A 21521-nucleotide genomic window follows, 5' to 3' on the forward strand; every position below is an offset into this window, starting at 1 on the left:
AATTGATTGCCCGAGAGCAGCCACGTGCATAGCCCGTCCCCAGCGAGGCCGATCCAATGGTTTAAGCTCTGTCTACTCCTTGGCCCCCAAGAACCGGAAGCTTCAAGCCCCGCAACCGCAGAGCATTCCCGATCACCGAAACCGATGACAGGCTCATCGCTGCCGCAGCGATCATCGGGTTCAGCAGCAAGCCGGTAAAGGGAAACAACACACCTGCGGCAACCGGAATGCCCAGCGTGTTGTAGGCGAAGGCAAAGAACAGGTTCTGTCGGATATTGCGCATGGTCGCGCGCGACAGGACAATCGCCTGCACCACGCCGGTCAGATCGCCGCGCACCAGCGTGACGCCGGCGCTCTCGATCGCCACGTCGGTGCCGGTGCCCATGGCGATGCCGACATCGGCAGCCGCCAGCGCAGGCGCATCGTTGATCCCGTCGCCGGCCATCGCAACACGGCGTCCGTCGGACTTCAGCCTCTCGACCTCGCGATGCTTGTCTTCGGGCGAGACATTGGCGTGCACTTCGTCGATGCCCATTTCCCGCGCGACTGCTTCAGCAGTTCCCCGGCTGTCGCCTGTCAGCATGACCACGCGAATGTTGCGCGCATGTAATGCGGCGATGGCGTTGGCGCTTGTCGGCTTGATCGGATCGGCCACGGCGATGCGACCGGCGGGCCGCCCGTCGAACGCCACGAACATCACCGTTTGCCCCTGAGAGCGACCGCTTTCCGCCGAGCCAAGCCAGGTCTCGTCTTCGACCCCAACACGCCGCATCATCTTCTCGTTGCCGATTGCAACGCGGCGGGCACTAACAGTCGCCTCGACGCCTTCCCCCGTGGTAGAAGCCAGGTTCGTTGCGCTGGCCGGCGACACCCCGCGCGCCCGCGCGCCCTCGACGATTGCGTGAGCAAGCGGATGTTCGCTGCCCATCTCGACGCCCGCGACCGCGGCAAGGAACTCGGTTTCATCGATGCCTTCAACCGGATGAACGGCCACCAGGTCGGGTTTACCCATCGTCAGCGTCCCGGTCTTGTCGACTACCAGCGTGTCGATCTTTTCCAGCGTTTCCAACGCCTCGGCATTACGGATCAAAATGCCATGCTGGGCGCCCTTGCCGGTGCCGGTCATGATCGACATCGGCGTAGCGAGGCCGAGAGCGCATGGACAAGCGATAATCAGGACCGCGATGGCATTGACGAGTGCATAGGCGAGTGCTGGGGCAGGACCCCAAATCGACCAGACGATAAAACTGGCGATTGCGATAACGACGACTGCAGGTACGAACCATGCGGTTACTTGATCGGCCAAACGCTGTATCGGCGCCCGGCTACGCTGTGCTTCGGCAACCATCTGCACGATTTTGGACAGCATCGTGTCCTTGCCGACATTGATAGCCTGCATAATGAAGCCGCCGGTCTGGTTCACAGTGCCACCGATAACCGTGTCGCCAGCGTATTTTGCCACGGGCAGCGGTTCGCCGCTGATCATGGATTCGTCTATCGCACTCGATCCTTCCTCGATTTCGCCATCAACCGGAACCTTGTCGCCTGGCCGCACGCGCAAGCGATCCCCTGTTGTCAGCTCATCGAGAGGAACTTCGCGTTCATCGCCCTCACCAAAGATCTTGACGGCGCTGGGCGGGGCAAGCTCAAGAAGCGCTCTAAGGGCACTTGAAGTCGAACCACGCGCTTTCAACTCCAACACCTGGCCAAGGAGGACGAGCGTGGTAATAACCGCGGCAGCCTCAAAGTAGACGCCGACGCGCCCTGATTGGTCGCGGAACGCTGCAGGAAAAATGTCCGGTGCTACCGTCGCTACAACGCTGAAGAAATAGGCGATCGCCACGCCGAACCCGATCAGCGTAAACATGTTCAGATTGCGGGTTTTCACGGATTGGATGGCGCGAACGAAGAACGGCCAGCCGCCCCACAGGACAACGGGTGCCGCCAATAGCAACTGAGCCCATTGCGCCCAGACCGGTTCGATCAGCCGTTCGAAACTGATCCCCGGGATGAGATCGCCCATTGCATACGCAAACAGCGGTATGGTGAAGAGCGCACTCCACCAGAAGCGGCGACGCATATCGATAAGCTCGGGATCAGGCCCCTCGTCGAGACTGATGGTTTCGGGCTCTAGCGCCATACCGCATATGGGACACGACCCGGGCCCCGGTTGACGTATCTCGGGATGCATCGGGCAGGTGTAAATCGCGCCCTCCGGCACGTCCTCCACCGCGTCGAGATGCGCTCCTGAGAGATAAAGCTTCGGATCGATCTCGAATTTGTCGAGACAGCGCGACGAGCAGAAATAATGCTGGGAGTGGTCATGCTCGGCAACATATTTCGCGTTTTCGATCTGAACACTCATGCCGCAGACCGGGTCAATCGCGGTGCCTTCGAGGACGTTGTCTTCCTTGCTCATGATCGTTCCTTCCTAGCTGTCCACGACGACGAACTGCCCCATCATTCCGGCATCCTCATGCTCGAGAATGTGGCAGTGATACATATACGGCAGGTCCGGGTCCGTGTGTTCCTCGAACCGTAATAGCAGGCGCACTTGCTCGCGCGGATCGACAATAACCGTATCCTTGTAACCGGTCTCCAATGGCGGCGGAGTGCGGCCATTGCGGTCGATCACGCGGAACTGCGCGTTATGAATATGAAACGGATGCGCCATCATCGAAGCATTGGCGATTTCCCAGATCTCCCACTCGCCGACCGGCACCCGCTCGTTGATGACATTCATGTCCATGCTGGCACCATTGATAGACATCCCGCCGCCCATCATTCCCATATCGAGCACGAACCGCCGGGTTCGCACTGCAAGTGAAGGGTCGAGTGCTGGGAGCGCAGCAAGCTGCGGCGGAAGATTCCTTCGCGGCGAGGAGCCGGCGGGCCTGATATCGAGGACGCGGAACGGCTCGTCCGTCTGGGTATCTTCGCGGCCTCGGCCCATCATACCGCCGCCCATCATGCCGCCGCCGTCGCCGCCCATCATGCCCATCGAATTGTCAGGACTGGTCGCCACAAGGCTGAGTGGGCGCCCCTCGGAAAGATCGACGAGGATCTGCGCCCGCTCACCCGGTGCGAGCCTGAGCGAGCGGACCGCATGCGGACGTTCCAGCAAGCCACCATCGCTGGCGATGAGCTGCATGGTCTGACCACCGGACAGCGAGAAATCGTAGAAACGAGCGTTCGATCCGTTGAGGATCCGCAAGCGTAACAGGCCGGTCCGAGCGTCGAACACCGCGTTGTGCGTGCCATTGACGTAGATCCGATCCCCGCGCACGCCCATCATCTGCGCATGCATGTTCTGCGGATAGAGGAGCTTGCCGGAGCTATCGAGCAAGCGGTCCTGAACGATAAGCGGAATATCATCCACGCCGTATTCGCTCGGCAGGTCCAGCGCGTCCTCTTCATCATCACGGACATAGATCGGTGCGGCAAGACCGGCATAGACCTGCGGTCCCGTGCCGCGATGCAGGTGCGAATGATACCAGTAGAGCGAGGCACGCTGGCGAACTTCGAAAGACGGACTCCAGCGGGCGCCGGGGCGGATAAGCTGGTGCGGCCCGCCGTCCGCAGCGGCGGGGAGTTCGAACCCGTGCCAGTGGACTGTGGCTCCTTCGTCCAGGCCGTTGTCGACATGCAACCGAACGCGCTCGCCGCGGCGCATCTCCAATGTCGGACCCAGATAAGGCGCGTTCACTCCGATCGTAGGCGAAGCGACTCCGGGAGCGAATTCCTGCTGCCCCGCGGATATCGACAGTCGAAAGGCCCGCTCACCTTGTTCGACAATTCCCTGATCGAGCTTGGGAATGGCGAGCGGATTGGCGCCGGCTCCATCGGCACTAAGCAGCGAATTTTGCGCTTCGCATGCAGAAAGGGGAAGAGTCACCAGGCCGGTCGCCGCCGCGCCGGCCCGTCGCAGCAAGGCGCGTCGATTGAGACCCCATGCATTCGCCCACTGGTCCATCTTACTTGCTCCGGAGATATTTGATCAGCGCAGCGATGCCTAACACCGCCAGGACGATCAGCAACAAGCAGAACAGACCCATGATTCCCATCATTGCCAATGGCATGTCACCCTTCATCATGGTACTTCTCCTATTATACCGGCCCCGGGGATACGGTCCGGGGCCGGCTCGCAAATTACTTCTTGGTGATCGAAGTGATCGTGTTGCCGCCTTCACCGGTAGTGAATTCGAACGAGATCGCGTCACCAACCGCCACGTCCTGACGCAGTTGCTCATCGGCTTCGAACCCCATCGTCATGGCCGGCCATTCGATCGCGGGGACAGCGCCGTGATCGACAGTGATCGTTCCTGCATCGGCGTCGATGGCGGTCACGGTTCCTTCGGCACTGGCGGTCTGCATGGCGCTATCCGATCCCATCATAGGCATATCGCCATCGTCCATCGGCATCTGACCGTCTGCCATTTGGCCGTCTGCCATCGGCATTTCGTTCATCTCTTCGGTATTGTCGCCGGAATCGCAGGCAGCGAGAGCCAACGGCGCAGCCAATAGGGTCACGAGGGTTGTAATACGCATTCTTCTTCTCCTTCAGAGGGTTTGGACCGTTTGGTCCGGGGGCGCCGCATCAACAGATATGCAGCGGGTAGTACGAACATCGAGAGCAGGGGAGCGGTGATCATCCCGCCGATCATCGGGGCCGCGATACGGCTCATCACCTCGGACCCGGCGCCGGTGCCGATCAGGATCGGAAACAGTCCGGCAAGAATGACCGCTACGGTCATCGCCTTGGGCCGGACGCGCAACAACGCGCCTTCGCGGATCGCCTGATCAACCTCATCTTCCGAAGGGTTGGGAGGGCGTTCCTCCAGCGCCGCCTTCAGGTAGATCAGCATGACCACGCCGAACTCTGCCGAAACACCGGCAAGAGCGATAAAACCGACAGCAGTCGCGACCGATTGGTTGTAGCCGAGCATATACAGAAGCCAAAACCCGCCGGTCAGCGCGAAAGGCAATGTACCCATGATGAGCAGCGCCTCATCGAAGCGGCGGAAGATCAGATAGAGCAGCAGGAAAATGATCGCGAGCGTCGCCGGGATAACGATCTTCATACGCTCGGCAGCGCGAGTAAGATATTCGAACTGCCCAGCGTAGGATATGCTGACGCCCGCCGGAAGATCGACTTCTGCCGCGATCGCCTCCTGCAGATCACTGACGACCGAAGTGAGATCTCGTCCGCGAACATCGATATAGACATAGCTCGTCGGTCGACCCTGCTCGCTTTTGAGCATGGGCGGCCCGCTACTTACGCTAATTTGCGCTACGCTACCCAGCGTGATCTGCTGCCCTGACGGTGTCAGGAGAGGAAGCGCTCTGAGTTCGCCCACGCTGTCGCGGATTTCGCGCGGATAACGCACATTGATCGGATAACGTGCCAGCCCTTCGACCGTGCGCGCGACATTGGCGCCGCCGATCGCGCCAGATACGATCATTTGAACGTCGTCGATGTTGAGGCCGTATCGGGCGGCAGCCAAGCGATCGATATCAACGTCGACATAGCGCCCGCCCGACAATCGTTCGGCCAGGGCGGAGCTCACGCCCGGCACTTGCTTCCCGACCTGTTCGATAGCCTGCGCCACCTGGTCGATATCGCTGAGGTCCTCACCCGAAACCTTGACCCCGATCGGGCTCTTGATCCCGGTCGCGAGCATGTCGATCCGGTTGCGGATCGGCGGCACCCAGACGTTGGCGAGACCCGGCACCTGCACCACCCGGTCGAGTTCCTCGACCAGCTTGTCCGGCGTCATGCCTTCACGCCATTCGTCGCGCGGTTTGAACTGGATGGTGGTTTCGAACATCGTCAATGGCGCTGGATCAGTCGCCGTGTCGGCACGGCCCGCCTTGCCGAATACCGTTTCGACTTCAGGCACTGATTTGATCAAGCGGTCGGTCCGCTGGAGGAGCGCAGAAGCCTGCCCGGGAGACAGGCCTGGAAGCGCACTGGGCATGTAGAGCAGATCACCCTCGTCGAGCGGCGGAAGAAACTCGCCACCAAGCCGGGTAAAGGGGACGAGTGTCGTCGCGAAGACCAGCGCCGCAATGACCAGCGTTGCCTTCGGCCGGCGCATTACCCAGTCCAGACCCGGACGATAGGCGCGGGTCAGGCCCCGGTTCAGGATGTTCTTGTCTTCGGGCGGAATCTTGCCGCGGATCATCCAGCCCATCAACACAGGGACCAGCGTAATCGAAAGGATTGCTGCACCGGCCATGGCATAGGTCTTGGTGAAGGCGAGCGGCGCAAACAGCCTGCCCTCCTGCGCCTGGAGGGTGAACACGGGAATGAAGGACAAGGTGATGATCAGCAGGCTGTAGAACAGCGCCGGGCCAACCTCCTTCGCTGCATCCCCGATGACCCGCCAGCGTTCGTCGCCCGCCAGCACGCTGTCGGGGTTTTCATGCGTCCAGCGCTCAATATGCTTGTGAGCATTCTCGATCATGACGATCGCGGCATCGACCATCGCGCCGATCGCGATGGCAATGCCTCCAAGCGACATGATGTTGGCGTTGACCCCTTGAAAGCGCATGACCACGAAAGCGGCGAGCACACCCAGCGGTAATGTAACGATGGCAACCAGCGCCGAACGTACATGCCACAGGAACAAGGCGCATATCAGGCCTACGACTATGAACTCCTCGGCCAGCTTGGTGGTGAGATTCTTGACCGACGCATCGATCAGTTGCGAGCGGTCATACGTGGTAACGATCTCCACGCCGTCGGGCAGGCTTTGCTGAAGCTGTTCGAGCTTCGCCTCGACCGCGGTGATTGCGGATCGCGCGTCGGCCCCTTGACGCAAGATCACCACCCCGCCGGCGACCTCGCCCTGACCGTTGAGCTCCGCTATCCCGCGCCTCAGCTCGGGTCCGATCTGGATGGTCGCTACGTCGCCCAACGTCACCGGGACTCCTCCACTTGCGACTTGCAAGGGGATCGCCCGAAAATCATCGAGGCTGCCAAGATAGCCGGATGAGCGCACCATATATTCGGCTTCGCCCATCTCGACGATCGAGCCGCCCGCTTCCTGGTTGGAAGCCCGAACCGCCTGCACGACGTCGGCATGCGTCACACCGAGCGATGCCATCCGATAGGGTTGCAGGACAATCTGATACTGCTTGACCATACCGCCGATACTGGCGACTTCGGCAATGCCGGGAATGGTCTTGAGCTCGTAGCGCAGGAACCAGTCCTGCAGACTCCGTAGACCCGCCAGATCGTTGCCACCGGTTCGGTCGACGAGCGCGTATTCGTAGATCCAGCCTACACCTGTGGCGTCGGGGCCGAGGCTGCTCTCCACGCCTGCGGGAAGCTGCCCTTGCACTTGGTTGAGATATTCGAGCACGCGCGAACGCGCCCAGTAAAGGTCAGTCCCGTCCTCGAAAATGACATAGACATAGCTGTCACCAAAGAACGAGTATCCGCGCACGGTCTTGGCTCCGGGTACGGAGAGCATCGTCGTCGCCAGCGGATAAGTGACCTGATCCTCGACGAGCCGGGGCGCCTGACCGGGATAATTTGAGCGAATAACCACCTGAACGTCGGATAGGTCAGGCAGTGCATCCACAGGCGTGGTCCGCACGGCCCAGAACCCCGCGAGCGCGATGGCGATCGAAGCCAATACGATGAACATGCGATTGGCGATCGAGCTTTCTATTATGCGCGCGATCATTGGTCGCCTGCCTTCCTGATGCCGGTGAGGCGTGGGCCGTCCGTTCCCTGTACGAACTGGAACGAGACGCGGTCGCCGCGCTTGAAGCCGCGCACCTGCGCTGCCCCCTCGGTCGCGAACGTCATTGTCATCGCCGGCCATTCGAGCGCGGCAACGGGCCCGTGCCGCAAGGTGATATTGCGGGCAGTTATACGCTCGATAGTGCCGCTTGCCCGGTAGGTGCGCGGCTCGTCAGCATCGTCCTGCGTTTCGCTTGCACCCGCGGCCGTCGGCACTTCGTCGATGCCGCGGACATCGAGCCCCGCGAGACTGGCTTCGGAATCAAGCAGGAACTGGCCCGATGTGACTACTTCCTCGCCCGGCGCGAGGCCCGCGAGTATCTCGGTCCGACCGCCCGCTTCACGGCCAATCTGCACCTCGGCAGGGCGATAGCCACCCTCGTCCTGCGCCAGCATCACGATCGTGCGTTCGCCAGTGCGGATAATTGCTTCGGAAGGAATTAACACCGCTTCGCGGCGAGCCGGAGAAAGCGAAACCTGTGCGAACATGCCAGGACGCAGTCGAAGGTTGGGATTGCGCAGTTCGGCCCTAACGGTGAGCGTTCGACTGGCCTCCTGTGCGCTGGGCAATATCGCAGTAATCCGCCCCGCGAAACGTTCCCCCGGATAAGCAGTTAAAGTCGCGCTTACGGGCTGGCCAACCCGTACGTCGGCGGCAAGGATTTCGGGAAGCGCCGCTTCCAGCCAGATCGGATTGAGTCCGGTGATTTCGGCCAAGGTCTGGCCCGCGCTCACGCTCATTCCCGGTCGCACACCGAGCATTGTCACTGCGCCCGAAGAAGGCGCCGTAATCGTCAGGGTGGAACGTGGGCGACCACTGCGCGCGACCGACGAGATTACGCCATCAGGCATTCCAAGAAGCCGCAACCGTTCGCGCGCCGCGCGAGTAAGCGCTTCATCGCCGGTCGCGGCGACCGCCAGATATTCCTGCTGCGCGCCGCCCCATTCGGGAATCAGCAAATCCACCAAAGGGGTACCCTGTCTAATGATGTCATCGGGCGCATGGCCATAGGTTCGTTGCACGAAGCCGCTGGCGCGGGGCTGCACGATCGACACCTCCCGGGCATTGTAAGCGAGTGTGCCGGTGACGTTCGTCTCGGGTTCGAGCACGCCCATTTCCGCTTCGGCCGTTCGAATGCCGAAATTCTGCACGAGCTGCGGATCGATGCTGACGCCCCCCGCTCCGGCACTGTCTCCACCGGCGCATTTCGGGACCAGTTGCATGTCCATGAAAGGCGACTTGCCCGGCTCGTCGAAGCGCTGATCAGGCACCATCGGATCGTACCAGTAGAGCACTTCCTCGCAGCCTGCTCCCGCTGCGGCGCTGTCTCCGGTCGAAGCACCGGAGGAACCTTCCCCAAGCTGGGCGATGCCGTAGCCGGCGCCGAGGCTCACAAGTACTATGCCGGCTGCAAGCGTGTAGGACTTTTGGCGAGGGGTGAGTTTTTGCCAGGCGGCTTTCATTGCATGTGCTCCCGGTAGGTAAGTCGCAAAGTCGCGGCGGCTTCGACCGTCGCTTCTTCGCGTTCGAGGATTTCCAGTTCGAGTAGAGCCAAGGCTGTCCGGGCCTCGATGACGTCGATCAGATCGGCGCGACCTGCAGCAAAACTCGCCATTTCAAGGTCTGCCCTGTCACGAGCGAGGGGCAATAGTTCCTCGCGGGCACGCTGCCATTGGCGCGCCGCGCTGCGCCAGGCAGCGAGATCGGCCGCGAACTGGGCTTCAAGTTCGCGTAGCTCGTCCGCGCGCTCGGCCAGCGCCGCAGCCGCTTGCGCTTCGGCCGCGGCAATGCGTGGCTCCTGCCGCCGACCGGCGAAGATCGGCAATGTTACCGAACCCATGACCGAGACGACATTCCCGAAATCAGGATTTCGCCGTCCGAAGCTGACATTGACGCCGAAGTCGGGCCTCTTTTCCGCCCGGGCAAGATCGATGGCTGCGCGGGCCCTTTGCTCGGCAGTGTCCGCCAGACGGATCCCGGGGTTGCTCTCTAGCGTAGTGCGCAGCTCGATCGGATCGACATCGGCGGGCGGTACCGGACCTTGCGCCACCGGCTCCTCCCCTGCAATATACCGCGTCAACCGCGCCTGCGCCGCTTCCCGATCGGCTTCGATGCGCGTCCGGGCATCGTCTATCTCGAGCAGTGCACGGCGGATCTCGAGGCTTTCCGCAGGGCGCGCCGAACCCGATGCGACTGCGCTGCGAGCAACCGGCACGAGCTCGCGCAATTCATCCTGAGCCTCGACGGCCAGCGCCAGTCGCTGCTGCGCATAAGCCAGTGATATCCACGCGCGACCAGCGGCGACTTCGACATCCCGGCCAACAACGCCGAGGCGAGCTTCGGCCAAGCGGATATCCGATACCGCAAGCCCAGCCCTCGCGCGTCGCTTGGCTAGATTGGGAATTTCTTGCTCGACACCCACCTGGACTTGGGTCGGAAGCTGCCGGTCGAGATCGAACGCCGCCGGCCCGGTGACCGGCAAATTGACGATGCCCGCTCGTAGCCGCGGATCGGGCAATTCGTCTGCAGCCTCCGCCGCGTTCCGCAGAGCTTCCACCTCAAGTTCACGCGCCTGCAGGACAGGCTGTTCGACGCGGGCCGCGCGCAAAGCCTCTTCGTAGCCGACAGACTGTGCTTGCGCTCCTTGAGCGACAAATATGAGAGCCACGAAAGCGCAGCTGCTTCGCCATTTCATTGTGTAACCTCGTAGAATTTCTGATGCTGGACAGTCCAAGGCTTCTCGCTTCGCGGTGCGAAGCGAGCGGATATAGACTATTCCAGCTTGTATACGGCACCATGGCACCGACTACAGAAGACTAGATATCGAGGTTAACTTGTGGAGGGGGGGATTCGGGTGTGAGCAGGCGTCCCTGGAGACCCATCAGATCGCCCGTCAGATAGATCTCACGATCGGCCCGCAAAGGAACCATACTCTTATCATTGGTGCCGGGGATATTTGCTGGCGCAAGACATCCCATCGCGACGACGCAATCGAGTGTCCTCTGGTCGCATGGAGGTTCTTCGGACGAATTGCCATCCGTCACCCCTTCCATGATCATATCGCCCATTTCCGAGCAATGGACGGTCCCGGCTGCCCCCAACTGTGGAACCGCCGCCGCTTGGGCAGCACTTTGTACAAAAAGGCCGAGGCCAAAAAGTACAACAGCAAGGAAACGACCTATCGACACTCTTTTGCGATAAGTCGACCGCCGATTAAACGCAAGTGCGAAGACCGATTGATGGCCCGAAAATTTCATGGCGTTCCACGCCTGCTGACGAAAGCTTCCCGATGTCACGTTGAAGTCCGTCCTTTGATTCAATCATGGAAGCGATGGATAAGCATCTTAGCCTTAGCCTCGGTCACCAAGAGTTTTGGATGACGGTGCGACCGTCGAAGAACAGATAGCGCTGTGCGCTGAAACCGGCGGTGAGCCCTTCTGCGAATATGCGCATTAACGGACCATCCTTCAGCCTGCCTGCGCACAAGGTCGAAACGGAGCGGCGCCGAACTGGATAGATCGGCGCCCGGTTCCGCGTCACCTCTCATCCTGCGAGGACGCGGGCATATCCCGCGAGGCCGACATGTCTTGCGAGGCGGACATGGCCTCCATGCGTTCCATCATGGCTTTGCAGTTTTCCATCATCGCCATCATCTTGCGGCGCATTTCCGGATCCTGCATCATCGCCATCATCTCACCCCGCGGCATTGCCCCTTCCGCTCCAGCTTCGCTGTCCATATTCATGTGTGAATCGGCATCCTGTGGAGCGCGGTCAGCCTGTTGGGCAAGTGCGGCGGTGGAAACGAGACCAAGAGCGACAGCAGCGCCGGTCAACATTGTTTTGAAATTACGATACATTGGTATTCTCCTTAGATTATACGGTGACAAAGGGAGGCGCTCAATCAACTTTGGGTGCCCGAGCCCTCTGGGCCCGTGCTTTTCATACCCTTCATGCACATGGCCATCATCGCCAGGCATGGGAACAGGTAGAGCAGGGGCAAAACCGCCGCGAACCCGAACCACATCGAACCCAGTATTGCTGCGCCTAGAGCGAGAACGACGCTTGCGGCGATCAGCCACTTCGTCTTGGTCGACCAGCGTGCAGGGCTCGCGCAACTTTTGCCTCCCGATGACTTCGAGGTCGCCGCCTGAAGCTGCTGGGCTCCTAATTGTGGCGTCCACGGAACAAGCGCGGTGGAACTCGACGTCATTTGGGTACTCCTCGATTCGTCCTTGATAGCCACAAGATGGGCCTTCCCATCATGGGAAGGTCAAGGCCTTTCTCAGAGTTTTCTGAAATGGAAGAAAGGGTGGCTTTCTTGGCGCTAGCGCACACTGTTCGTCGGCAATCGCTCGGCTTCGTCTGGTCCGCCGTGCTAAACGGCATAGAGTGCACCGGCGCCGTATCTAATCGACAACCGGCGCACTCTAGACGTCGCCGAAATCAGCGTCAGCAACAAAGCTATGGTACATGATTGCGGTGACCTGCTTGAAGCAAGGACCTAAAAATTGCCTAGCAACATCCCGCCGAAGCGGCTTCCTTTGTAGGCTCCGAGACCTCGCGGACCAGATCGCCCGTTTCGCTCTTCTCGGCGTTTTGCGCAATGTCGGCCTGCGAAACGATGCCGCAGCATTTGCCTCCATCGTCGACCACCGGAAGTCGGCGGACCTGGTTGTCCTCCATTTTCTTGCAGCAATCGTCAACGCTCGTGTCAGCGGTGACTGTCACAGGGGATGGGGACATCACATCCGCAACCCGCGTGTCGGCTGATTGGCCCTCTGCGACGCAGCGGCATGCGATATCGCGATCGGTTACGACACCGACGAGGGCACCGGTTTCATCGACGACGGGAATTTCGCCGCAATCGTTATCAACCATCAGCGTCGCGGCATCCTTGACGCTATCTGATGGGCTGCAGCAGGCTGGGTCGGCTGTCATGACATCTCGGGCTTCCATTGTTCATCTCCACTTTGGTGTTTCGGCGCATTTATGCGCTCGCGTAGTAAATGATCTAAAAAAGCTCTCGGTTCCAATTACATCCGCGACCCGTTGCGTATGCAAGCCGGTTCGCTTGGCGCTCCCCGAACACACGCCTTTTCAATTGATCGGGGTACCGGCCTATTGCAGGCGCCCGGGACCGAACCGATGATCTAAAGCGCTCGCACAATCGGACGGACTACCCTGCGCGAGGTCGCGAAGGATCGGGCAGTCGGGCCTATCGTCATCGGTACACTTCGCCGCCAATTCATCGAGCGTGGCAACCATTGACTGCATCCCGACGATCTTTTCGCGTAGACGCTCAATATGAGCGCATGCCACCGCCCTTACATCGGCGCTGGCGCTGCTTCGATCCTGCCAAAGTGCAAGCAATTCCTGGATTTGCTCCACAGAAAAACCGAGATCTCGGGCACGGCGAACGAACCGAAGCGTGTGGACGTCTCGCGGCTCGTAAACCCTGTACCCCGAAGCCGCCCTTTCCGCTGGCTCAATCAATCCGGTTTTTTCATAATAGCGGATCATCTTGGCCGAGACGCCGGATTTGTCGGCTGCCTGCCCGATGTTCATGATCATTTCTCCTTCATATTGGCACAGTCCCGCGAATTGGTATTTTCTCGGCACTTTCCAAGCTTCCAATGATGGGATGCAATTTTACCCTATCAAGTGCCGAATCCCCTTACCGGCCGACCCAGGTAGGTGGCAAAAGCCTGCCCGTCGTATCGACGCGATTTTCTCTTATGCGCTCCGGCTGATCAGGCCACCCTGGTCGGGCGCCCCTTACCGCCCCCTATTCGACAGCGTAGACCGACCGCTCGCCGCCCTGAGCCAAAGCAAAGATGGTGAAGGGGCTGGATTTTGTTCCACCCATCCCTGGGGAGCCAGCGGGCATTCCGGGAAGCGTTATACCATTGAGTTCCGGACGCTCAGCCAGCAGGCGGTCGAAGCTTCCGATCGGCACATGCCCGTCAACATAATAGCCTCCCACGAACGTGGTGTGGCAGCCCCCCAACTCTTGCGGAATACCTTGCCTCTGCTTGATTAACGCCAAGTCGTTGGTCGCTTCGACCTTCACTTCGTAGCCATTTTCCCGCAGATACGCCGCGTAGCTTTCGCAGCAGCCGCATTGCGGATTCTTGAAAAGGGTCGCAAGCGGCTTCTCGGGGGGCGCTGCAAGGGCCGGTGTTGCTACGAGAACCGCCAGTGCGGCGAAGATTTCCACTACATTTCTCATCTTTCGTCTCCTTTGATCTAAGTCACTCTGACTGTCGCCATCATGCCTGCGGCCTGATGTTCGAGTATGTGGCAGTGGAACATCCAGTCTCCGGGATTGTCAGCCACGAAAGCGACTTCCACAATCTCGTCTGGTGCTATGAGCACCGTGTCCTGCCATTCGCGATATCGCGTCGGCTTGCCGTTTCGGGAAAGTACTCTGAAACTGTGCCCGTGCAGATGGATAGGATGCCACCAGACCGTCTCGTTACGAAGGGTCAGAATGACACTCTCGCCTCTGGGTAGGGTCAGAACGGGGTCGAGATTGTGGCCCGAGGCCGCCACGCCATTTACGGTCCAGTCCATCTTGCCGGTCGCCGATGGTCCCATCATTCCACCACCGAACACAACTTCGTGGCGGGTCGACGTTTCTGTTTGCGGCTCAGGGATGGGATTAGGCGGCAACGCAATCGGAGTCGTCAACGGGTCTGCGCGCAGCGGTGTGTCCGAATAAACGACGTCCGTCAGCGCAAATTCGAGACCCTCATAGAAACTGTCTCCGATCGTGACGCGCGATCCGGGCGCGCCCTCAGGATCCAAAATCAGATCGATCCGCATTCCCGGAGCAATGTGCAGCGCTCCATCGACCTCGTGCGGAGCTACCGGCTGTCCGTCCAAGGCAATGATCCGCGGATTGAGACGGGAAAAATCGAGCGCGAAGATCCGCGCGTTCGCGGCATTGATCAGCCGCAGTCGGATGCGCTCCCCGCTGCGTACTACAAAAGGCTGCGGCGGACGCCCGTTGATCGTCATCGTGTTACCAACGCGGCCGGACATGAAGGCGTCGGACGGATTCCCGAAATCATCATTTATCTGACCATCTGCACCGATCCGCCAGTCGTCGAGCATCCAGGTTATATCCCTGTCCACCATGATCGGTTCACGCTCTTCGACGATCAGCGGGGCATAAAGACCTCGCGCGACCTGTTCAAAACTACGGTGATGAGGATGATACCAGAACGTGCCGGCATCCTGAGGCACAAAATCATAGGTAAACGACTGGCCCGGCCGGACGGGATCCTGGGTGAGATGCGGCACGCCATCCATCGCATTGGGAACCCGCACACCGTGCCAATGAATGGTGGTTTCCTGCGCAAGGTCATTGTCGAGCGCGACGCGCAGACGCTCTCCCTGCCTGATACGGATTTCAGGAGCCGCCACCTGGCCGTTGTAGACCCATACGTCGACCCCGCCCTGCGCATCGCCGAGGAGCGGCACAGTCGCGGGGGATGCGCGCAGACGCATATCGACCGGTCCGCGGACCGCAGATCCCGCGATCACGCTGCCGCCACGCTGCATGAACAGCGCCGCAGTGCCAGTCACGGCCACCGCTCCGCCACCCGCGAGAAAGCCACGGCGGCTCAGCTTTGCAATGCTCATTGCCATGATCTGGCGCCTTCCGATCAGTCTACTTTCGTATTCCAGTAGCAAAGATAGGGCTTCCCATCATGGTAAGGTCAAGGGCCGTTTTCAGGGAAGCCAATGATCGGCCCGGCCCCAATTCGCGCGCAGCAGGCCCTCACCAATGACCTCCACGATGAGAATTCTCCTGTCGTTGCCTGCGCCGAGGCAGTTCATCGGATAAGTTCAACTGTCACACAGTCCGGCCAGGGAAACTCTCGCGCCCATGAACGTTGGCCGCATTAGACGAAAAGCCGCCCACTGCTTTTAAAACGGAGAAATATTACATGAGCAAAATCGCCTTGGGTATAATGGCTGTCGCCTCGCTCGCGCTTGCTTCGTGTGGCGAGGAAGGCACCACGCAGGAGCCTCAAGACGGCATGACAGCAGGCGTACCAGCGGGTTTAGAGGATCAGACGCCAGCAGGTGAGATCGAAGGACCTCTCCACACAGGAAGCGGTGACATCACCAAAATCGATGGCAGCCGTATTACGATCTCGCACGGTCCGGTCGAGACAATGGAATGGCCCGCGATGACCATGACCTTCGTGGCGCAATCTCCGGATATGATCGACAAATTCTCCGTCGGCGACCCCGTGAACTTCGAATTTGGCCAGAGCGGTGAGACTTATGTCATCACGGGGATTACCAGGGATGCGATATGAAGTCGCCTTGAGTGAGGGTTGAAGCCGCTTCGGGCGTAGAAGGCGTATCGACACTGCGGCTTCGCCGCAAAAAAGGGAGAGACAATCATGGGTGACGGTTCGATGATGGGAGGCGGCATGATGATGATCGGCATGGGCCTGGTCTGGTTACTGGTAATTGTCGCCCTGCTGCTCGCGATCGCTGCGCTTATTAAATATCTGCGGAAGTGAGCCCTTGCATATGATTATCGGCTTGCGTCTCGACCTTCGCACGATGGCATTTCGCACATGAGTGATCCAGACAAGCCTGTCGTGATCGTCACCGGTTCGAGCGGATATATCGGGTCAGCCATCGTCAAGAAGCTAGCAGTCAATTACGACCGGTTCGTCGTTTAACGGTTCTGCATGGTAATAGCGCAGGCTTGAAATAGGATGGTGAGGTTTGGATCCTATAAATACGGGTAGGCCCGAAGCAGTGTGGCGAGGCGCGCATCCCGCCTGTGGATCGCCATTTTCGGCGGACTGATTGCCTTCGCCTGGGAAATGTTCCAGCTCCCGTTCTACAGCACTGACGGGCTTGGTCCTGCTGAAGCCGCATACCGATGTGGTCTGGCATCGTTCGGTGACGCGGGCATCATGGTGGCGGCCTATCTGGGCGCCTCGTTGGGAAACCGCCGAACATCTTGGCTTGTCGACTGGCCAATATCCCGCTTCCTTATCTATCTCGCCATTGGTCTGGCGATAACATCCGTGGTCGAAATATTGGCCGTTGGGTCTGCCTGGGGCTGGACCTACAGTCCCACTATGCCGCTAGTCCCTAGGACAAAGATTGGACTCGTTCCCATAATCATGTGGGTCCTTGTCCCGACCGCGACCCTTTGGCTCTCACGGAAAATGGGACTTGGGTCAGCCTAGTCGAAGCGATCGAAAGTGATACCTAGTGAGCACCGGTCGCCAGGATGAGCAGCGCTACGAATTGCATAAAGACTGTCTCCACCAGGAGAGAAAATCGTCGCCCCGTCGCCGAGAACATCATCATCTCCCTGAGTCCACCACGAGGAAGGTTTTGGTGGACCAGCACTTATGCGGCTACCTGCAATAATCAAAAGCGGTCAGCCTTCAACGGGCTTTGTAAGGAAGTCAGCCTAAGCCGGCACAGGTCGTACAATAACGTAACTGCCTCTTGGATTTCCTTCTCAGGTAGAGCGCAGCTCCCCGCGCGCCTGCGCAAACACCTCGATGCTGCCCCAGAGAGCAAGGCCCGCCATGATCGCGGCGACAACCAGGTCGGGCCATGCGCGCCCGGTTCCGAAGACCCCCAGCGCCGCACCCAGAACCGCCACATTGCCGATCGCGTCGTTGCGCGAGCAAATCCACACCGAGCGCATGTTGGCATCACCCGTGCGAAACCGGAACAACATCGCGGCAACTGCGAGATTCACCGCAAGCGCGACGGTTCCGATAATGCCCATGGTCCCGGCGTCCGGCGAGGCACCGGCAAAGAAACCCCAGATCGCGGAGCCAAGCACCCATAGCCCGAACGCCAGCATGGTCGCTGCTTTGGCAATGGCTGCGCAAGCGCGCCACGCAAGCGCCATTCCGGCAACGCCGAGACTTATGGCGTAATTTGCCGCATCGCCCAGAAAATCGAGTGCGTCAGCCTGCAATGCACGCGAATCAGCAGCAAGGCCCGCCACGATTTCGACGCTGAACATAACCGCATTGAGAATGAGAGCGATCCACAGGATACGGCGCCACAGCGGATCATTATTCGCCTCGACGTCCTCGACAGGACCGCAGCAATTTTTTCCCATTCGCTCGACTCCTTGTGTCGAATCGATTTATACACCTTGTAGTCGCTACAAGGTCAAGCGATCGAGGGAAGCCTATGCGGATCGGTGAACTCGCCCGCGCGGCGGGCGTAAAAGCGGAAACCATCCGTTACTATGAACGTGAGGGCATTCTCGCGTCCCCGCCCCGTACACAGGCCAACTATCGCGACTACAGTCCCAAGGACGCCCGGAGGCTGAATTTCATTCGCCGCGCGCGCGACCTGGGGTTTTCCATGACGCGCATTCGCGACCTTCTCGAACTGGCCGACGACCGGTCGCGGTCCTGCCATGCGGTCGACACGCTGGCACGAGCGCACCTGGGCGAAGTCAACCGCAAGATTGCCGATCTGGAGGCTCTCCGAAGGGAACTGCGCCGGATGCTGGAAAACTGCGAGCAAGGAACGGTCGGCACCTGTCTGGTCATTGAAGCGCTCGCCGAGGGGACTGAAGCGTGAACGCGATATGGATCTATCCCCTTGCCGCGCTCGCCGAGATTGCGGGGTGCTTTGCGTTCTGGGCCTGGTTCAGAATGGACAGGAGCGCCTGGTGGCTCCTTCCCGGAGTATTGGCGCTCGTGTTGTTCGCCTATCTCCTTGCTCGCATTGAGGCGGATGCTGCAGGGCGAGCCTTCGCCGCCTATGGCGGCGTCTATATCACCGCGTCGCTTGGCTGGCTCTGGCTCGTCGAAGATACACAGCCGGATCGCTGGGATCTGCTAGGAGCATTGATCTGCCTCGGCGGTGCCACAGTCATCCTTTTCGCGCCACGCGTGGCCTGAAAGATCGCGACGAATCCCTGATACTGAAAACACCGGTCGACTTTTCAGGGATACGATTGTCGTTCGAGAACCAGGATTCGCGGACGAGCTCACCCCCAGGCGTCCGCAACAGTCTTGGTGGGGAGTTCCGCCCTGCCCAATCCCGTCTGGCATTCGATCTAGGGTCAGCTTTCATCTCAGTTCTCGCCTCCAAGCACGCAAAATGAAGGGGGCGCGAACATCAACGCCAAAAGCCTCACGCGGAGTTTAAAAACTGACCCGAGCACCACCCACAATGCGCCGCGGAACCCCTGGTCGCAGACCGAACGGGCGCCTGCTCACGGCGTATTGATTGTCGAGAACATTGTCGACGCGCGCAAACAGGGAGAATTTGTCAGTCAGCGCGTAACTTCCCGCAATATCGAAGACGATGCGATCATCGATCCTCTCGTTTTCAGCAACGGCTCCGCTTCCTGGATTGTCGCGCAACTCGGAAACGTAGTTGGCGCCAACGGTAGCCGCCGCACGTCCCATGTTTACCCCCGCTTCGACATAGAGCTGATGGCGCGCGATGTACGGCAGGTCATCGCCTTCGTTTACGTCGCCAAAAAATTCGCTGTCGAAGCTGCTGTCGAATTCTGCATCCGTGAACGTGTAGGCAAGCGAGAGCGGGAACGAGACCGAATTGGAAAGGCGAGGTTCAACCGCCGCCGACAGTTCCAGCCCTTTGACCGTAACCGCGCCGCCATTGAACTGATCGCCAATATCACCGACGCTGCAGCCCACGGATTGAGTGCAGTTGCCCAGAAGGTTCGAGTAGTCGTTGTAGAAGCCGATCGCGGAGACCTGGACCTTGTCGCTCCGATAGCGGACCCCGGCTTCGTAGTTCCAGCTTTCCTCGGCCCGTGCATCAGGATTGCCTGGACCGGGAGGTGAGAAACCGCGCGACACACCTGCCAGCAATATGGCATCACCCAACTCGTAGGTGGCGCCAAGACCTGGCAACCACTGATCGATATCGGTCCGACGGACACGGGTGGGCCCATTCGAGCGATCCGGGTCTGACCCGGCATAGTCGAGCCGGGTCAGGTCAATCCCTTCATACCTCAAGCCGGGAGTCAGTGTCAGGGCACCGATCTCGATCCGGTCCTCGATATAGAACGCGATCGCCTTTGCTTTCGCTTCCCGGTTGGCTTGCTGACCAAGATCGGTCTGCCGTTCGAAGACGAGATCACCCCCGATCTGTGAGTAGAATTCCTCGTTTTGCAGCCTGTCTTCCTCATCCTCGTGGTAGCGGACAGATACGGCAAGGTTGTGCCTCGCGCCGCCCATCTCGAAGGGGCGCTCAAGCGAAATCTGAGCGCCTTCGCTGCGATAGACGCGGTTGTTGTTCCGTATGCGAACCGCGCCCTCGAAGCTATCCGCCCCGCGCAAGATGCTAAGCGCCCCGGCATTGTCCTCTGGATTAACGAAAACCGAGCTAATTGAATCGAAGCTGCCATCGCCGTCGAAGTCGATATCCTGGAGCTTGGACCAGCTGCGGGCAAAGTCGTTCCGGTACAGCGTAGCTGTGATCCTCGTTCCGTCAGAAAATGCCAAGCTGCCGGTAACGCGATATTGATCGTGCTCACCGGAAAAAGCGTCGCGCTGGCTTGCCGCATAGCGACGATAGGGCTCCGCGGCGAAATCGGTGTCGGCAAGTCCAAGGTACGTCTCGTTGGCTTCAAGGTCCGATCGGCCATAGACGAATTCCAGTCGCGCCTCGACAGGCGCGTCCGGTGCTGTGTGAACAGCCAAGCGTCCACGGTAATCCTGTCGCTCGAAACCGGTGTCGGCGTCGGGAAGCCCATCAATCGTCTTGAAGCCGTCGCTGCCCTGCTGGTAGGTTTCAAGCAGCGCGCCGACGTAGTCCGTGTCTCCACCGACCCAGGCCTGTCCCTGATAATAGTCGCGCGACCCGTATTGCCCGAAAGCGTAGCCAGCCAGCCCGTCGGCCGGAATGTCGGTCGACCGAAGATTGACCGCCCCGCCGATCGTACGGGGCCCATAGCGAATGGCGGCGGCCCCTTTCGTGACTTCGACCGCCTGCATGCGCCCGATGGCCGGGAAATAATACGCTGCCGGCGCGGCATAGGGAGCAGGCGCGATCAGCACGCCGTCTTCCATGAGCGTGATGTTGCTCGAACGTTCGACCGGACTGCCGCGCAGACCGATATTCGGGAACAAGCCGAACCCGTCTTCCTCCTGCGTGTTGATGCCGGGGACCTGCCGCAGGACGCGATTTACATCCCCGTAATCGAACCGGCGCAGATCCTCGCTGTCGATAAGATCGGCCGATCCCGCGATACGGTAGGGATCGATCCGGCCGCCGACCACGATGATCGAATCCACCGGATTCTCCCGGCGCTCGTCTGCAATCTGTTCGGCGCGCACCTCTCCGTCATCAGGCCCGGTAGTCTCTTGTGCCACCGCCGGTGCGGACAAAGCGATTGCGAGGGACGAGACGGCAGTACGATACATAAAAACTTCCTGTTCTCCGAGTGTGGAAATCCGGGCCCTAACCTTATTGCGATTGCCTCGCAAGAGCAAAAACACGCTTTGGGAAAACTTCTCGGTAGCGCTCGTGCGCGTAGCTGTGCAGCGCAGCGCGGGGGATTTGCGACACCGATGAGGCAAGGATGTGGTGATTTACCTGAGCTTCAAAGAGTAAGCCTGCGGTCGGCTGTTTTCCTTTGTAACCGAGCAACTGCAACGCATTTAACACCTTGCGCAGCGCGGTCCTTTTTGCACGAGCAGGGCCAGGCCGATGGCAAGCCCGACAATCCTCGCAAGCCTGAGTTAGGGTTGTTCAACGAACACTCGTACG

The 21521-nt window shown here is 59.9% G+C and carries 19 protein-coding genes; 4 read left to right on the top strand and 15 right to left on the bottom strand.

The features are described from left to right. Positions 1–61: 61 nt before the first annotated feature. The 13 genes from ACIGGE_RS02125 to ACIGGE_RS02185 all read right to left on the bottom strand — a co-directional run bounded on the left by ACIGGE_RS02125 (position 62) and on the right by ACIGGE_RS02185 (position 15407). Positions 62–2419, bottom strand: a complete 2358-nt coding sequence (locus tag ACIGGE_RS02125) for a heavy metal translocating P-type ATPase (RefSeq protein WP_397489292.1) — start codon at positions 2417–2419, stop codon at positions 62–64. Between the two features lie 12 nt (positions 2420–2431). Further along, on the bottom strand, positions 2432–3973 hold the full coding sequence (locus ACIGGE_RS02130; RefSeq protein WP_397489293.1) for a multicopper oxidase family protein: 1542 nt from the start codon (positions 3971–3973) through the stop codon (positions 2432–2434). A gap of 176 nt (positions 3974–4149) precedes the next feature. Beyond that, the gene (locus ACIGGE_RS02135) at positions 4150–4548 is read right to left on the bottom strand and encodes a copper-binding protein (RefSeq protein WP_397489294.1); all 399 of its coding nucleotides are present in this window, start codon (positions 4546–4548) and stop codon (positions 4150–4152) included. After that, positions 4527–7694: an efflux RND transporter permease subunit gene (locus ACIGGE_RS02140; protein ID WP_397489295.1), complete on the bottom strand. Its 3168-nt coding sequence runs from the start codon at positions 7692–7694 to the stop codon at positions 4527–4529. Before ACIGGE_RS02140 ends, ACIGGE_RS02135 begins: the two co-directional genes overlap by 22 nt. Further along, positions 7691–9217, bottom strand: coding sequence for an efflux RND transporter periplasmic adaptor subunit (locus tag ACIGGE_RS02145; protein ID WP_253520361.1), 1527 nt, complete (start codon positions 9215–9217; stop codon positions 7691–7693). The genes ACIGGE_RS02140 and ACIGGE_RS02145 overlap by 4 nt, the downstream gene beginning before the upstream one ends. Then, complete coding sequence (locus ACIGGE_RS02150; protein ID WP_348035564.1) at positions 9214–10422, bottom strand: TolC family protein; 1209 nt, start codon at positions 10420–10422, stop codon at positions 9214–9216. The genes ACIGGE_RS02145 and ACIGGE_RS02150 overlap by 4 nt, the downstream gene beginning before the upstream one ends. 148 nt (positions 10423–10570) lie before the next feature. Continuing rightward, complete coding sequence (locus ACIGGE_RS02155; RefSeq protein WP_348035562.1) at positions 10571–11050, bottom strand: hypothetical protein; 480 nt, start codon at positions 11048–11050, stop codon at positions 10571–10573. Between the two features lie 240 nt (positions 11051–11290). Then, positions 11291–11611, bottom strand: a complete 321-nt coding sequence (locus tag ACIGGE_RS02160) for a hypothetical protein (protein WP_348035561.1) — start codon at positions 11609–11611, stop codon at positions 11291–11293. A gap of 44 nt (positions 11612–11655) precedes the next feature. Continuing rightward, positions 11656–11964, bottom strand: a complete 309-nt coding sequence (locus ACIGGE_RS02165; RefSeq protein WP_348035560.1) for a hypothetical protein — start codon at positions 11962–11964, stop codon at positions 11656–11658. Positions 11965–12266: 302 nt separating this feature from the next. Further along, on the bottom strand, positions 12267–12692 hold the full coding sequence (locus ACIGGE_RS02170) for a CBS domain-containing protein (protein ID WP_397489296.1): 426 nt from the start codon (positions 12690–12692) through the stop codon (positions 12267–12269). A gap of 180 nt (positions 12693–12872) precedes the next feature. Then, positions 12873–13319, bottom strand: a complete 447-nt coding sequence (gene cueR / locus ACIGGE_RS02175) for a Cu(I)-responsive transcriptional regulator (RefSeq protein WP_397489297.1) — start codon at positions 13317–13319, stop codon at positions 12873–12875. Positions 13320–13539: 220 nt separating this feature from the next. After that, complete coding sequence (locus tag ACIGGE_RS02180) at positions 13540–13971, bottom strand: DUF411 domain-containing protein (protein WP_397489298.1); 432 nt, start codon at positions 13969–13971, stop codon at positions 13540–13542. A 29-nt stretch (positions 13972–14000) separates the two neighbouring features. Continuing rightward, positions 14001–15407 (bottom strand): multicopper oxidase family protein, encoded by a 1407-nt coding sequence (locus tag ACIGGE_RS02185; protein WP_397489299.1) that lies wholly within the window; start codon positions 15405–15407, stop codon positions 14001–14003. Between the two features lie 302 nt (positions 15408–15709). Here ACIGGE_RS02185 and ACIGGE_RS02190 point away from each other — a divergent pair, with 302 nt between their 5' ends. Both ACIGGE_RS02190 and ACIGGE_RS02195 read left to right on the top strand, forming a co-directional pair. Then, entirely contained in the window at positions 15710–16087 is a 378-nt protein-coding gene (locus ACIGGE_RS02190) for a copper-binding protein (protein ID WP_397489300.1), read from the top strand. An 87-nt stretch (positions 16088–16174) separates the two neighbouring features. After that, the gene (locus ACIGGE_RS02195) at positions 16175–16297 is read left to right on the top strand and encodes a hypothetical protein (RefSeq protein WP_397489301.1); all 123 of its coding nucleotides are present in this window, start codon (positions 16175–16177) and stop codon (positions 16295–16297) included. 965 nt (positions 16298–17262) lie between these two features. On the opposite strand, the gene ACIGGE_RS02200 is transcribed toward ACIGGE_RS02195, so the two are convergent. Further along, on the bottom strand, positions 17263–17880 hold the full coding sequence (locus ACIGGE_RS02200) for a cation transporter (protein ID WP_397489302.1): 618 nt from the start codon (positions 17878–17880) through the stop codon (positions 17263–17265). Between the two features lie 74 nt (positions 17881–17954). On the opposite strand from ACIGGE_RS02200, the gene ACIGGE_RS02205 reads away from it, so the two are divergent. Then, a complete protein-coding gene (locus ACIGGE_RS02205) occupies positions 17955–18353 on the top strand; it encodes a helix-turn-helix domain-containing protein (protein ID WP_397489303.1) in 399 nt (132 codons plus the stop codon). Continuing rightward, positions 18350–18676 (top strand): YnfA family protein, encoded by a 327-nt coding sequence (locus ACIGGE_RS02210; RefSeq protein WP_050600435.1) that lies wholly within the window; start codon positions 18350–18352, stop codon positions 18674–18676. Before ACIGGE_RS02205 ends, ACIGGE_RS02210 begins: the two co-directional genes overlap by 4 nt. Before the next feature lie 246 nt (positions 18677–18922). On the opposite strand, the gene ACIGGE_RS02215 is transcribed toward ACIGGE_RS02210, so the two are convergent. Then, positions 18923–21175, bottom strand: a complete 2253-nt coding sequence (locus ACIGGE_RS02215; RefSeq protein ID WP_397489304.1) for a TonB-dependent receptor family protein — start codon at positions 21173–21175, stop codon at positions 18923–18925. Positions 21176–21521 lie beyond the last annotated feature (346 nt).

The sequence above is a fragment of the Qipengyuania sp. NPDC077410 genome (genome assembly GCF_044543405.1).
Taxonomy (GTDB): domain Bacteria; phylum Pseudomonadota; class Alphaproteobacteria; order Sphingomonadales; family Sphingomonadaceae; genus Qipengyuania; species Qipengyuania pacifica.

Coding starts and splice junctions, on each gene's coding strand:
- ACIGGE_RS02125 (WP_397489292.1), bottom strand. CDS start 2,419: ATGAGCAAGGAAGACAACGTCCTCGAAGGCACCGCGATTGACCCGGTC.
- ACIGGE_RS02130 (WP_397489293.1), bottom strand. CDS start 3,973: ATGGACCAGTGGGCGAATGCATGGGGTCTCAATCGACGCGCCTTGCTG.
- ACIGGE_RS02135 (WP_397489294.1), bottom strand. CDS start 4,548: ATGCGTATTACAACCCTCGTGACCCTATTGGCTGCGCCGTTGGCTCTC.
- ACIGGE_RS02140 (WP_397489295.1), bottom strand. CDS start 7,694: ATGATCGCGCGCATAATAGAAAGCTCGATCGCCAATCGCATGTTCATC.
- ACIGGE_RS02145 (WP_253520361.1), bottom strand. CDS start 9,217: ATGAAAGCCGCCTGGCAAAAACTCACCCCTCGCCAAAAGTCCTACACG.
- ACIGGE_RS02160 (WP_348035561.1), bottom strand. CDS start 11,611: ATGTATCGTAATTTCAAAACAATGTTGACCGGCGCTGCTGTCGCTCTT.
- ACIGGE_RS02165 (WP_348035560.1), bottom strand. CDS start 11,964: ATGACGTCGAGTTCCACCGCGCTTGTTCCGTGGACGCCACAATTAGGA.
- ACIGGE_RS02170 (WP_397489296.1), bottom strand. CDS start 12,692: ATGACAGCCGACCCAGCCTGCTGCAGCCCATCAGATAGCGTCAAGGAT.
- cueR (WP_397489297.1), bottom strand. CDS start 13,319: ATGAACATCGGGCAGGCAGCCGACAAATCCGGCGTCTCGGCCAAGATG.
- ACIGGE_RS02185 (WP_397489299.1), bottom strand. CDS start 15,407: ATGGCAATGAGCATTGCAAAGCTGAGCCGCCGTGGCTTTCTCGCGGGT.
- ACIGGE_RS02190 (WP_397489300.1), top strand. CDS start 15,710: ATGAGCAAAATCGCCTTGGGTATAATGGCTGTCGCCTCGCTCGCGCTT.
- ACIGGE_RS02195 (WP_397489301.1), top strand. CDS start 16,175: ATGGGTGACGGTTCGATGATGGGAGGCGGCATGATGATGATCGGCATG.
- ACIGGE_RS02200 (WP_397489302.1), bottom strand. CDS start 17,880: ATGGGAAAAAATTGCTGCGGTCCTGTCGAGGACGTCGAGGCGAATAAT.
- ACIGGE_RS02205 (WP_397489303.1), top strand. CDS start 17,955: ATGCGGATCGGTGAACTCGCCCGCGCGGCGGGCGTAAAAGCGGAAACC.
- ACIGGE_RS02215 (WP_397489304.1), bottom strand. CDS start 21,175: ATGTATCGTACTGCCGTCTCGTCCCTCGCAATCGCTTTGTCCGCACCG.